Source organism: Pseudonocardia sp. T1-2H (genome assembly GCF_038039215.1).
In the GTDB taxonomy this organism is placed as follows: Bacteria; Actinomycetota; Actinomycetes; order Mycobacteriales; family Pseudonocardiaceae; genus Pseudonocardia.
This window is the reverse complement of the sequence record NZ_JBBPCL010000001.1, coordinates 4,668,342-4,681,121: the sequence shown is the minus strand read 5'-3', so window position 1 is coordinate 4,681,121 and position 12,780 is coordinate 4,668,342. Positions and strand designations below refer to the sequence as shown.

The 12,780-nt window shown below is 73.4% G+C and carries 9 protein-coding genes; 2 read left to right on the top strand and 7 right to left on the bottom strand.

What is annotated here, in order from left to right; all coding sequences use genetic code 11:
* Positions 1 to 67 precede the first annotated feature (67 nt).
* Positions 68 to 1,078 carry a C40 family peptidase gene (locus WBK50_RS23065; RefSeq protein WP_341337601.1) on the top strand — a complete coding sequence of 337 codons (1,011 nt, stop codon included), beginning with the start codon at positions 68 to 70 and terminating at the stop codon, positions 1,076 to 1,078.
* Here WBK50_RS23065 and WBK50_RS23060 read toward each other — a convergent pair.
* The 6 genes from WBK50_RS23060 to WBK50_RS23035 form a co-directional block, all read right to left on the bottom strand.
* On the bottom strand, positions 1,075 to 2,799 hold the full coding sequence (locus WBK50_RS23060) for a hypothetical protein (protein WP_341337600.1): 1,725 nt from the start codon (positions 2,797 to 2,799) through the stop codon (positions 1,075 to 1,077). The two genes, WBK50_RS23065 and WBK50_RS23060, sit on opposite strands and share 4 nt — an antisense overlap.
* Before the next feature lie 153 nt (positions 2,800 to 2,952).
* Positions 2,953 to 4,722, bottom strand: a complete 1,770-nt coding sequence (locus WBK50_RS23055; protein ID WP_341337599.1) for a BCCT family transporter — start codon at positions 4,720 to 4,722, stop codon at positions 2,953 to 2,955.
* 231 nt (positions 4,723 to 4,953) lie between these two features.
* A complete protein-coding gene (locus tag WBK50_RS23050) occupies positions 4,954 to 6,303 on the bottom strand; it encodes a serine hydrolase domain-containing protein (protein ID WP_341337598.1) in 1,350 nt (449 codons plus the stop codon).
* 90 nt (positions 6,304 to 6,393) lie between these two features.
* The gene (locus WBK50_RS23045) at positions 6,394 to 7,788 is read right to left on the bottom strand and encodes a DUF2207 family protein (RefSeq protein ID WP_341337597.1); all 1,395 of its coding nucleotides are present in this window, start codon (positions 7,786 to 7,788) and stop codon (positions 6,394 to 6,396) included.
* 2 nt (positions 7,789 to 7,790) lie between these two features.
* A complete protein-coding gene (locus WBK50_RS23040; RefSeq protein ID WP_341337596.1) occupies positions 7,791 to 8,342 on the bottom strand; it encodes a LemA family protein in 552 nt (183 codons plus the stop codon).
* A gap of 88 nt (positions 8,343 to 8,430) precedes the next feature.
* On the bottom strand, positions 8,431 to 8,904 hold the full coding sequence (locus WBK50_RS23035; protein WP_341337595.1) for an Lrp/AsnC family transcriptional regulator: 474 nt from the start codon (positions 8,902 to 8,904) through the stop codon (positions 8,431 to 8,433).
* A 130-nt stretch (positions 8,905 to 9,034) separates the two neighbouring features.
* Here WBK50_RS23035 and WBK50_RS23030 point away from each other — a divergent pair, with 130 nt between their 5' ends.
* Positions 9,035 to 11,329, top strand: coding sequence for a transketolase-like TK C-terminal-containing protein (locus WBK50_RS23030; RefSeq protein ID WP_341337594.1), 2,295 nt, complete (start codon positions 9,035 to 9,037; stop codon positions 11,327 to 11,329).
* Between the two features lie 501 nt (positions 11,330 to 11,830).
* On the opposite strand, the gene WBK50_RS23025 is transcribed toward WBK50_RS23030, so the two are convergent.
* Positions 11,831 to 12,760: a PAC2 family protein gene (locus WBK50_RS23025; RefSeq protein ID WP_341337593.1), complete on the bottom strand. Its 930-nt coding sequence runs from the start codon at positions 12,758 to 12,760 to the stop codon at positions 11,831 to 11,833.
* Positions 12,761 to 12,780: the final 20 nt, after the last annotated feature.

Below are 12,780 nucleotides of genomic sequence, written 5' to 3'. Positions count from 1 at the left end.
GCGGGCCCGTACCTCGATCGGTCACGGGCCCTTGGTGGCGGGACACCGGTCGCCGCAGAATGACCGGATGTCCCGCCTACGGCTCCCCGCGCCGGCCGGCCTGCTGGTCGCCGTGCTCCTCCTGGCCACGGCGGGCGTCGCCGAGGCCGCCCCGCAGCCGTCGAGCGGGTACGTCGGCGTCTCCGTCGCCACCGTCTGGACCTCCCCGACGAGCCCCCGGCCCGTCGACCAGAAGGCGCTGACCGATCCCGTCGACATCCCCGGCTGGCTGGCGGACATGACACCGCACGAGCAGGAGGGCCTCACCGACGACAACCTGACCCAGACCCAGGCCCTCTACGGGCAGCGCGTGGAGATCCTGGGCACGCAGGGGGACTGGTACGAGGTCGCGGTGCCGGGGCAGCCGAACCCGAAGAACCCGCTGGGGTATCCGGGCTGGATCCCGCGCAGCCAGGTCCGGACGGACCCGGCGTTCGGCGCGCTGGTGGCGTCGCGTCCGTTCGCCCTGGTGGACAAGGCCGTCACCGCCCGGCTCTACGCGGACCAGGCGCTGCACCGCCCGGCCCTGGAGATCAGCGTGAACACCCGGTTGCCGCTCCTGGCCCGCACGCCGGGCGCCCTCCTGCTGGGGACGCCGGACGGTCCGCGGTGGCTGTCGGACGACGTCGCCGAGGTCTACGCCTCCGACGCCGCGATACCCGCTCCGACCGGCGCCGACCTGGTCCGGTTCGCCTCGCTGTTCGTCGGCACGGACTACCTGTGGGCCGGGCGCTCCGGCTTCGGCGTGGACTGCTCCGGGTTCACCTCGACGATCTACCAGGTCCACGGCATCACGATCCCGCGGGACTCCGGCCCGCAGTCCGCCTCCCCGGCCGCGCACAAGGTCGACCGGGCGGACCTACAGCCCGGGGACCTGCTGTTCTACGCGCGGGACAACGGCACCGGCTCGATCCACCACGTGGCGATGTACACCGGCGACGGCATGATGATCGAGGCGTACGACCACCTGACGCCGGTCCGGATCACCCCGGCCCGGTTCGACGCCGAGTACTGGGGAGCGGTGCGCTACCTGCCCTAGCTGGGCTGGAGGTCCGGCTGCGGTTCCTCGTCCGGGACGGGCGGGCCCGCCTGCGGCACCGCCGGGATCCGGTGCGGTGCGGCGAGCCACGCGGCGGCCGCCCGGCCGAGGTCGCCGCCCCGGGCCCGGAGCCGCTTCGCCGCGGTCAGCCCGACGGAACCGGTGCGGGCCAGCGCGTGTAGCGCGAGCCGGCGGTGCACCGGGTCGTCGGTCCGGGCGAGGAAGCGGGTGAGCTCGCGGGCGGCGACGGGGGCCTCGCGCGCGGCGACCCACGCGCCCAGCTCCGCCTCCGCGACGGCCGCGCGGACCGTCGACATCCGCACGCACACGTACTCGATGTCCTCGTCCGCGAGCTCGCCCGGCAGGGGCGCGTGCAGGCCCTGGTCCACGAGCGTCTCGTGCACCGCCCACAGGCCCATCGGGGTGAGCGAGACCAGCGTCGGGTCCGGGTCGTCCCGCCCGGCCAGGTCCACCAGGTCGTCGAGCTCGTCGGAGTCCAGGGTCTCGCCCAGCTCGACCGCGCCCAGCAGCTCGAGGGCGTCCAGCAGGGCCGTCACGTCGCGGCGCCAGAGGCGCTGCTCGACGTCCCCGGCCAGGTCGTCGACGACGCAGCCGCACTCCGTGTTGACCGCCTCGCGGACGAGGCGGTGGAACAGCTCGACGGGGACCGGGCCGCCGCCGGCCGCGTAGAGCTCCAGCCAGAGGATCGGGAACGCGTCCGCCAGGGACATGCCGAACAGCGACGGCGCACCGAACACGTCCGTGCCGCCGAGGTGGTCCCCGAGGCGGCCGACCGAGCCGAACACCCGTCGCCACAGCTCGATGGGCCGGTTCAGGACCGGTGCGGCGCTCTTCACCGGGACCAGGCGGCCGTGCACCGTGCGGACCAGCCGCGCCGCCTTCGCCCAGTGCAGCATCAACGAGGTCTCGGGCAGGTCGTCACTCGTGCGCGCGGAGCCCCGGTAGAGCTGGTCCAGGCCGAGCTCGTCGGCCAGGGAGAGGGCGTCGGAGAGCACCAGGCGTCCCTCGCGGGTGAGCCGGCGCTGCACGCGCACCCAGCGGGTGAGCCGGCGCAGCAGGTCCAGCGCGACGCTCTCCTCCGCCGCCGCCACCATCGAGGCGGCGCTGGGCAGCAGCACCGGCGGCAGCTCGGGCGCCGGCTCGGGCTCGGGGGAGGAGCTCACCTCGCGCCGGGTGATCTCGGCGAGCGCGTCGTGGTCGATGTCCACCTCGCCCGAGCGGGCGCGGTCCAGGAAACGCTGCACCGCGCCCGGGTCCGCGGGGTCCACGCCGTGGCGGCGCAACTGCACGCCCCAGAACTTGCCGAGGTCGTAGTTCCGCTCGTCCGCGATCCCGTCGTGCAGCGCGGGGGTGCTGTCCACGACCTGGGCGTGCAGGGCCGCCGGCGACGCGGAGCGGTTGTCCAGCCCGTCGCAGGCGGCGAGGAAGTCGATCAGCGCGTGGAACGCCGCCGGGACCTCCTCGGCGTCCAGCACGGTGACATGCCGGGGGAACCACATGCCGAGGGCGTCCGCGACGTGGGCGCGGGTCCATCGACCCAGCCTGCGGTCCAGGCCGTACTTGTAGTCCAGGGCGGCCGCGACGAGGAACACGTCGGCGTCGACCCGCTGACGGCGGGCCCAGGTGAGGAAGGCCTCCAGGAGGCGGTCCCTCGCGCCGGCGTACCCCTGGTCGTCCCCTGGGGCGAACACGAGACGCATCGTCGTCCACCTTGGCAGGCTCCTCCCGGGCGCGGGCAAGGGGGCCCCATAACGCCGCGGACCGGAGGATGCGATCATCCGGCCCCTGATGGCAGGAAAGCCACTCTCCCGCCGGGATCCGACGGGAGAGTGGCTTTCCTGCCGCTCGGGGTCCTACGTCTGGGACGTGTTTCGTTCGCCGCCGCCCGGGAGGACGGTGTGGCCGCGGGCGTTCGCCTGGTCCGCGCCCTCGTCCATGGTCAGCGGCTTCACGTTGAGGACGAAGTCCCCGTCGTGCTCCTTCATGCCGTACTCGACGGCCTGCTCGATGGCCTCCTGCGAGCGGTCGTCGCGGCGGATCAGCGGGTCGTTGCGCAGGTCCCTGTAGAGGGCCACGCACAGCAGCACCATGATGACCACGAACGGCAGCGCCATGATGATCGTGATGTTCTGGATGCCGGCCAGCGCGTCCTTGCCGCCGATCAGCAGCATCACCGCCGCGATCGCGCCCATGACCGTGCCCCAGAAGACCACGATGCCGCGGCTGGGTGCGATCGAGCCCTTCTGCGACAGCGTGCCCATGACGACCGAGGCGGCGTCGGCACCCGAGACGAAGAAGATCGCCACGAGCAGCATCGCCACGACGCTGAGGACCGAGCCGAGCGGGAAGGACTGCAGGAGGCCGAAGAGCTGCTCCTCGGTGCCGGCCGACGCCAGGTCGTTGCCCGCCTGCTGCTGCGCGATCGCCGCACCGCCGAAGATCGCGAACCAGATCAGGCTGACCGTGCTCGGGATCAGGATGACGCCGGTGATGAACTGCTTGATCGTGCGGCCCCTGCTGATCCGGGCGATGAACATGCCGACGAACGGCGTCCAGGAGATCCACCAGGCCCAGTAGAAGACCGTCCAGCTCTGCAGCCACTCCGCGGTGGGCGCCCCGTCGGCCCCGGTGCGCGCGGCCATCGACGCGAGGTCGGCGAAGTAGTGACCGATCGCGCCGGGCACCAGGTTGAGGATGAGGACCGTCGGACCGGCGACGAAGACGAAGAACGCCAGCACGGCCGCGAGCACCATGTTGATGTTCGACAGCCACTGGATGCCCTTGGCGACACCGCTGACCGCCGACGCGATGAAGGCCACCGTCAGCACGGCGATGATCGCGACCAGCAGCCCGGTGGTGGGGTTGTCGAGCCAGCCGCCCGCCTTGAGCCCACCGCCGATCTGCAGTGCCCCGAGGCCGAGGGACGCCGCCGAGCCGAACAGGGTCGCGAAGATCGCGAAGACGTCGATCGCCTTGCCGAACGGGCCCTCCGTGCGCCGGGTGCCGAGCAGCGGGGCGAACGCGGCGGAGATGAGCTGGCTACGGCCCTTGCGGAAGGTGCCGTAGGCGATGGCCAGTCCGACGACGGCATAGATCGCCCAGGGATGGAGCGTCCAGTGGAACAGGGTGGTCGCCATGGCCGTGTCGAGGGCCGCCGACGTGCCCGGGAGCGCGGTATCCGGCGGGGGATCGGTGAAGAACGTCAACGGCTCCGCGACACCGAAGAACATCAGGCCGATGCCCATGCCCGCGGAGAACATCATGGCGACCCAGGAGCTGGTCCGGAACTCCGGCCGCTCGTCGTCACGGCCCAGCGGGATCTTGCCGTAGCGGCTGACCGCCAGCCACAGCGCGAAGACCACGAAGCCGCTGGCCGTCAGGATGAAGAACCAGCCCGCGCCGCTCATGACGCCGCTGAGCGCGGCTGAGGAGGCGTTGCTCAGCGAGTCGGTCCCGAAGACGCCCCAGGCGATGAACGCGACGACGAGCACGGCGGCGACGCCGAAGACGATCCGGTCGGTCGGCTTGCGCTGCTCGGCCTCGCTCACGGCCCCCTCGGCGGGGCCGGACGGCTCCGGTGGATCCGACGGGGCCGGGCCGGTGGTGGGTTCCTTGAGACTCATGCGGCGTTCCCGCCGGAGCGGGCGTCCCCCTCACGTCGATCGGGGCCTACGGGCGAATACGCACGTCGGACCGGGTTGTCCGTTGACCCCGTCACCTTCGGCCCCGTTCCGGGCGCCGTCAACCGAGTGGCCCCGCTTGTTTCGCACCTCGCATCGGGTTGCGCAACGGGACGAGCTGCAGAAACACCCGCCTGACCTGCGCCGATGGGAGCTGGGTCAGGCTCCGGATCGTTACCCGAACGTCACGGCGTGCCAACCGCGCTCGTCCACCCCTCCCGGGACGGGTACCGCGGGGTCGTACGGGGTGCGCGTGAAGACGAAGCTCGCGAGGTTCAGCGAGTCCTCGCCGAGGCGCAGGGTCTCGCCGGAGAAGTAGCCGTCGAGACCCACCCACGTGCCGTCCGGGCGCGCCCGGAACCGCGACGAGCGGCCCGGCCGGCCGAGACCGCCGAGGTGCAGCAGCCCGCCCGCGATCGCGCGCAGGACGTAGGGTGACGGGCCCCAGTACCAGGGCCCGAGGAGCTCCAGCGGGACCGCGGTCCCGCTCGGCGACCAGGCGTCGACGACGCGGGGCTCGGCGTCCCGCAGGTCCGCGAGGAGCTGCGACGGCAGGGCGCTGTCGAGTCCGGACGTCACGTTGGCCAGGGCCAGGGCGGCGGTGCCCTCCTCGCGGTCCGCCCAGAGGCCGGCGAGGAACCCCGGCATCGAGCCGCCGTGCCCGACCAGCGTCACGCCGGGCCGGCCTTCCTGGCTCGGACGCTGGACCTGGACCCCCAGCCCGTACGACGACCAGCCGGGGGACGAGAAGTCGATCCCGGCCGGGTGGGTCATCTCCTCGACGGTGTCCGGGGAGAGCACGCCGTCGGAGTCGCCGAGCAGGAACGTGCCCAGCCGGCCGAGGTCCGTCGCGGTCGCCCAGAGCTGCCCGGCCGGCGCCATGACGCCCGCATGGTGCTCCGGCTCGATCTGCAGCACGTCCGCCCAGGGGTGCACCGCGTAGCCCTGGGCCGCGCGGCCGTCCGGACGAGGCGTGGTGCGGGTCATGCCGAGGGGGAGGAGCACCTCGTCCCGCGCGACCTCGTCCCAGGACCGGCCGCGGGCCCGCGCGACCAGCTCGCCGAGCAGGCCGAAGCCGAGGTTGGAGTAGTGGAAGCGGCGTGCCGCGGGCAGCACGCGGTCGGCGTCGGTCAGGCCGAGCTCGTCCAGCGACCCGCCGGGTGTCCGCTCCCACCAGGCGCCGGGGCTCTCGGACCCGGCCCCGCCGAGGTGGGAGAGCAGCTGCCCGAGGGTGCGCTCGCCGAGCGGGGTGCCGGGGAGGTGCCGGTCGAGCCGGTCGTCGAGGTCGAGGAGGCCCTCGTCCCGCAGCCGGAGCACGGTGATCGCCGTGACGGTCTTGGAGATGGACCCCAGCCGGTACTGGACGTCCGTGTGCGGCTCGCCGACCTCACCCCGGCCCGTCGACCAGACCAGCGCACCGTCCCGTACGACCCCCGCGACCAGCGAGGGGCACCGCCCGTCGCGCTGGGCGCGGGCGACGCGGGCGAGCAGGGTGCGTTCGGTCGAGGGCAGCAGGGGAGCCATTCCGGAACGGTAAGGGCTCGTGCGCGGAAACCGTCGCCAGGGCAACGGTTTCCGCGCACAGGCGCGTCAGCGTGGAGCACGACGGTCGAGCTAGCGACGCCGCACCGGCTCCAGGATCTCGACGTCGTGGACCCACCCGAGCCGTCGCCCGACGGTCGCCCGCACGATGTCGCCCTCGCTGAGCCGGGCCCAGCGCTCCGCGTCGACGCCGTACGCGTGCACGGAGCGGGAGCGGCCGTCGTCGAGAGCGACGAAGTAGTGGTACGTGGTCGAGTGGTTCGAACTGGACTTCACGTACCGGCGCAAGCGCACCACCTGCCCCTCGACCGTGTGCCGGGTGGCCAGGTCCAGCACCGCTCCCACCAGCGGAACCCCGGCGACGAGCGCGGCCCCGAGCAGCCCGACCGGCTCCGGCTCGGTCGGCAGGCCCAGCAGCGCCCGGCCGAGGATGCCGAGCACGAACGCGATCCCGAACGAGGGGATCGTCGCGATGAGGGCCCGCCCGACGGCCGGCCACGGCGCCCGGCCCCAGAAGAACCGGCCCCACGGCCCCGGCCCGCGGTAGTCCACCCGCACGACGTGCCACATGCCGCCCTGGGCGGACCACGCGCGCGAGTCGTCGGCCGGGATGCTCACGGGCAGGCTGACGACGGCGCGGCCGGCGAGCCCGAGGACTGCGGCGTAGGCGAGCGGCCGCCCCCAGATCGTGACGGCGGCCGCGGGCGCCTCGGCGAACCGCCCCGTCCGCAGGTGCTCCCGGACGCCGAGCCAGCGCCCCGCCGCGGCCGCGCCCGCGGCGGTGCCGCGTTCCCCGCTCATCCGTTGCACCAGGCCGTTGAGCAGCGCGAACACGAGCACAGCGCCGATCGCGAACGTGCCGAACGGATCGTCGCCCTCGTCCCGCGGCAGGTAACCGGCCAGGCACGCCCCGACGACCACCGCCGGCACCGCTCCCGCGCCCGCGCCCGCGCCCGCGCCCGCGAGGACCGTGCGGTGCGCCGCTGTCCAGCGCGGCTCGGACAGTCCGGCCGCTCGGGCCTCGACGATCACCGCCCTGGTGAAGGACCTCCACCAGCTGCCGAGGTTGCGGGCGCCCTCCGCCAGCGCGCCGGTCGCGACGACCCGGTCCGCGGTGGCGAGCCGCCGCACGTGGTCCAGCACGAGCTGCTCGTAGGGGGCCAGCGGGGGAACCGGGCCGCGGCCGAGCCGCACGAGCGACAGCTCCGGTCCGACCTCCTCGATCGTGACGACCCGGCGCGCCGCGAGATCGAGCAGGGTCGCCGACGCCGCCTCGTCGCACAGCTGCCAGCCGCTGGTGAGCAGGTCGACCAGCGCCGGGGACTCCGGCCCGAGTGCGCCGACCGGGGGCGCGGGCCGGATCGACGGCGTACGGGTGGCCAGCGTCAGGACGGCCAGCAGCCCGAACCAGGCCGCGACGGCGAAGACGGCGACGCCCACGGCGAGCGCGAGCGGGATCGACGGCACCTTCAGAACCGGACCTGGACCGGGCCCCGTTCCTCGTCCGGCGCGGTGAAGAACTCCCGCGTCGAGAACCCGGTCATGCCCGCGACGATGTTCGTCGGCACGGTCTGGACCGAGTTGTTGTAGGTCAGCACGGCGTCGTTGTAGTACTGCCGCGAGTACGCGATCCGGTTCTCCGTGTCGCTCAGCTCCGCCTGCAGCTCGGCGAAGTTCCGCCCCGCCTGCAGCTGCGGGTAGGCCTCCGCCACGGCGAAGAGGCTCTTCAGCGCGTTGGTCAGCCGGCTCTCGGCGGCGGCCTGCTGCGCCGGGCCGGTCGCGGTCATCGCCGCGGTGCGGGCGGCGGCCACGGACTCGAAGGTCCCGCGCTCGTGCGCGGCGTACCCCTTGACCGTCTCGACGAGGTTCGGGACGAGGTCGTGCCGGCGCCGCAGCTGGACGTCGATCTGCGCCCAGGCGTTGTCCACGGCGTTGCGGCCGCGGACCAGCTTGTTGTAGAGGGAGACGAGCAGCACCACCGCGACCACGACGAGCACCAGCACGACGATCAGGGTCTTCATGGAGGGCTCCGAACGCCGGCACCGAGGCGGCTCCCCCGAGCGCCGTCCGCCGTGCGGGACGGCGGCGCGCGGAGCATAACGCGGCCGGTCAGGGACCCGCGAGACCCTTCAGCAGCGGGGCGATCCGGTATTCGACGAGGGTCCGCATGACGAGCGCGGTCGTCGTCCGCTCCACGCCGTCGATCGCCAGCAGCCGGCCCGCGATCCGGTACAGCTCGTCGGCGTCCTGCGCGACGCAGTGCACGAGGAGATCGCCCTCCCCGGTCATGCCGAGCACCTCGAGCACCTCGGGGACGGCCGCCAGCGCGTCCGCGACCGGGGTGAGCATCCGCTGGAGCACGGTCACCGTCACGTAGGCGGTGAGCGGGTAGCCGAGGGCGGCCGGGGAGACGCGCCGCTCGAAGGTCGTGAGCACCTCGCGCTCCTCGAGGCGGGCGAGCCGGGCCTGCACGGTGTTGCGGGACAGGCCCGTCCGCTCGGCCAGCGCGAGCACGGTGGCGCGCGGGTTCTCGCCGAGCGCCAGGAGCAGGCGGGCGTCCAGCTCGTCGATGGTGGTGCGCATCCTGCCCGCCTTCTCCCGATCCCGATCGCGTCTCGTGAGCATTCTGCACGGTCGCTCGGCGCCCGCTTGTGCACTCGTACGCTCGGTGGTGGGCTGTCCGGGCAGGTTGCGCACTGACGGGGAGGTCGTGATGGGACTCGACGACGAGCGGCTCGGCGTGCTGCGGGAGATCGAGCAGCGCGTGCTGTGGCTTTCGACCGCCATCGTCGACCACGCGAACCGGGTCCGGCCGAACCCGACCGGGCTGAAGGTCGGCGGGCACCAGGCGTCGAGCGCGTCCCTGGTCACGATCATGACCGCGCTGTGGTTCGAGCACCTGCGCTCCGGGGACCGCGTCTCGGTCAAGCCACACGCGTCGCCCGTCCTGCACGCGATCAACTACCTGCTCGACGAGCTGGACGAGTCCTACCTGACGACGCTGCGCGAGTTCGGTGGGCTGCAGAGCTACCCGTCGCGCTCGAAGGACCCCGACCCCGTCGACTACTCGACGGGCTCGGTCGGCATCGGGGCGACCGCCCCGATCTGGGGCGCGCTGGCCCGGCGCTACGTGACGACGCTCGGCGAGCCCGTCGGCACCGGACGGCAGTACTCGCTGGTCGGGGACGCGGAGCTGGACGAGGGCGCGGTCTGGGAGGCGATCCTGGACCCGATGGTCAATGACCTGGGCGAGGTCTGCTGGATCGTCGACCTGAACCGCCAGTCGCTGGACCGGGTCGTCCCGAACATCGGCGCGACGCGGCTGCAGGGCATGTTCACCGCGGCCGGCTGGCAGGTGCTGACCGTCAAGTACGGCCGGCTGCTGCACGAGCTCTTCGAACGGCCCGGCGGCGACGCGCTGCGCCGGCGGATCGACGAGATGCCCAACCCCGAGTACCAGCGGCTCCTGCGCTGCACGCCCGAGCAGATCCGGGACCGTCTCCCGGACTCCGACGAGCTGCAGGCCCTCGTGGACTCCCTCGACGACGAGACGCTGCACGCGGCGGTCCGGAACCTCGGGGGGCACGACATGCGCGCCGTCGGGGACGCCTTCGAGGCCATCGACGACACCCGGCCGACCGTGATCTTCGCGTACACGGTGAAGGGCAACGGGCTGGCGTCGGAGGGGCACCCGCAGAACCACTCGTCACTGCTCTCGGCCGAGCAGATGGGGGAGCTGGCGGAGCGTGTCGGCATGAGCCTCGACGCGCCGTGGGTGGCGTTCGACGAGGCGACGCCCGCGGGCAAGCTCTGCGGAGAGGTCGCAACGAGGCTGCGGCGCTCCGAACCCGCGCCCGTTCCGGTCCCGGCACTGCCCACGGACATCGGCCGGACGCCGTCGGGGAAGGCGACCACGCAGGCCGCGCTCGGCCGCGCGCTGCTGGACCTGACCCGCTCCGCGCCCGAGGCCGCCCGGCGGGTGGTGACGCTCTGCCCGGACGTCTCGTCCTCGACCAACCTCGGCGGCTGGGTGAACAAGGTGGGCGTCTGGTCGCCGGCGGAACGCAGGGACTGGTTCGACGACGACCCCGAGACGATCCTGCACTGGCGCGAGAAGCCGACCGGGCAGCACCTGGAGCTCGGGATCGCCGAGGGCAACCTCGTCGGGGCGCTCGGCGAGCTCGGCGCGACCTGGTCGCGGTGGGGCCGGCCGCTGCTGCCGATCGGGGTGCTCTACGACCCGTTCGTCGAGCGCGCGCTCGAGCCCTGGTCGTTCGGGATCTACGCCGGCGGGCAGTCGATCCTGGTCGGGACGCCGTCCGGGGTGTCGCTCGCGCCGGAGGGCGGGGCGCACCAGTCGATCACCACCCCGTCGGTGGGCCTGGAGCAGCCGGGCTGCATCGCCTACGAGCCCGCGTTCGCGATCGACACCGAGTGGACGCTGCTGGCCTCGCTCGGACGGCTCGGCAAGCCGGACGGGACCTCGGCCTACCTGCGGCTCTCGACCCGCCCGATCGACCAGTCCCTCGCCGCGGTGCCGGCCGATCCCGCCGCCCGGGAGCGCCGCCGCAAGCAGGTGGTGGCGGGCGCGTACCCGATCCGGCGGTCGTCATCGGACGCTCCGGCCGTGACGATCGCGACGATGGGTGCGGTGGTGCCCGAGGCGTTGGCGGCCGCGGAGCGGCTGGAGGCGCAGGGCACGGCCGTCGACGTCGTGTGCGTGACGAGCCCGGGCCTGCTGTTCGACGCCGTGCAGGCCCGCGCGGGCAGGGGTGCTGCCGACACCTGGATCCTCGACGCGGCGTTCCCCGGGCGCCGGGCGGCGCCATTGGTCACCGTCCTCGACGGCCACCCGCACACCCTCGCGTTCCTGGCCGGCATCAACCAGGTCCGCGCGACCCACCTGGGCGTCACGAAGTTCGGCCAGTCCGGCGACCTCGAGTCCGTCTACCGCCACCACGGCCTCGACGCGGACGCGATCCTCTCCGCCGCCCTCGACCTGCTGTAAACCCCGCGAGTCGGTATCTCAGACCAGGCGAGTCGCGCTCCCAGACCGCCCGAGTCGGGGTCCGAGCCCCCGCGAGTCGCGCTCTCAGGCCGTACGAGTCGCGCTCTCCAGACCGCCCGGGTCTCGCTCCGGGGCCGGACGAGTCGAGTTCGACGGGCGCGTGGCCGGTGTCATGATCGAACCACTCTCGCGTCGATCTCGCCGGGCTGCACCTACGCCATGCTGCACCTACGCCATGGCCGGCGCGGAGAAGCTCCGTCGGGCGCCGCTGGGCTCCAGGATCGTGACGTTCGCCCAGGAGCCGGGCGCGATACAGCCGGGTGAGGACGACGAGAGCCGGCAGCTGCTCGGTTCCGGCGTTCCGCCGCCCGACGCCGCGGTGCGCGTCCAGGCCGCGAGTCTCGAGCGCCATGCCGCCACTCGGACGGACCGAGAGCGCGACTCGCCCGGCGTCAGATCGCGACTCGCGGGGCCGGGTCCCGCGGCAGTTCAGCCGGGGAGTCAGCCGGGGAAGCAGCTCTCGCCCTTGCCGTCCGCGTCGTCCTGGTCCGCGAGGAACCGCTCGACCTCGGCCGCCAGCTCGTCCGCACTCGGCAGCTGCCCGCCCAGCCCGGCGCCGGAGCGCTCGCCCCGCCCGCTCGCGACCATGTCGTACTGCTTCTCCAGCGCCCGCACGACCTGCGCCACCTCGTCCGAATTCTGGACCTGCTCGGCGATCTCCGCCTCGGTCCGCTCGGCGGCCCGGGACAGCGACTCGGTGGGCAGGTACAACCCGGACGCGAGCGCGGCGTGGTCCAGCAGGGTCCGCGCGGCCTGCGGGTACGCGGCGCGCGCGAGGTAGTGCGGGACGTGCACGGCGAAGCCCATGGCGTCGACCCCGGCCTCGCCGAGCCGGAACTCCATCAGCGCCGCCGCGCTGCCCGGCACCTCGGCCTCGGCGAACCACGCCTCGTGGGACTCGGTCAGCTCGCGCCGGGTCGCGTGCGCCGTCACCCCGATCGGGCGGGTGTGCGGCACGGCCATCGGGATGCCGTGCAGTGTGATCACCAGCCGGACGCCCAGCTTCTCGACGATCTGCGCGACGGCAGCGGCGAACCGCTCCCACTGGGTGTCCGGCTCCGGCCCGGACAGCAGCAGGTACGGGGCCTCCGCCGAATCCGTCAGCGCGACGACGTCCAGCCGGGGCGGTGTGTAGCCCGCCCAGTGGTCCGTGTCGAAGCGCAGCGGCGGCCGCCGCGAGCGGTAGTCCACGAGCTGGTCGACGTCGAACTCGACGACCTTGCGGGACTCCTTGTTCTCGACGAGGGCGTCGACGGCGAGACCGCCCGCGCTTCCGGCGTCGACGAAACCGTCGAGCACCACCAGGAGCACCGGCCCGTCGAGGCTCGGCACGTCCTCCTCGATCCGGTACAGCTCCGCGGGATCCAGCACCGTATACCTCCGACAATCTC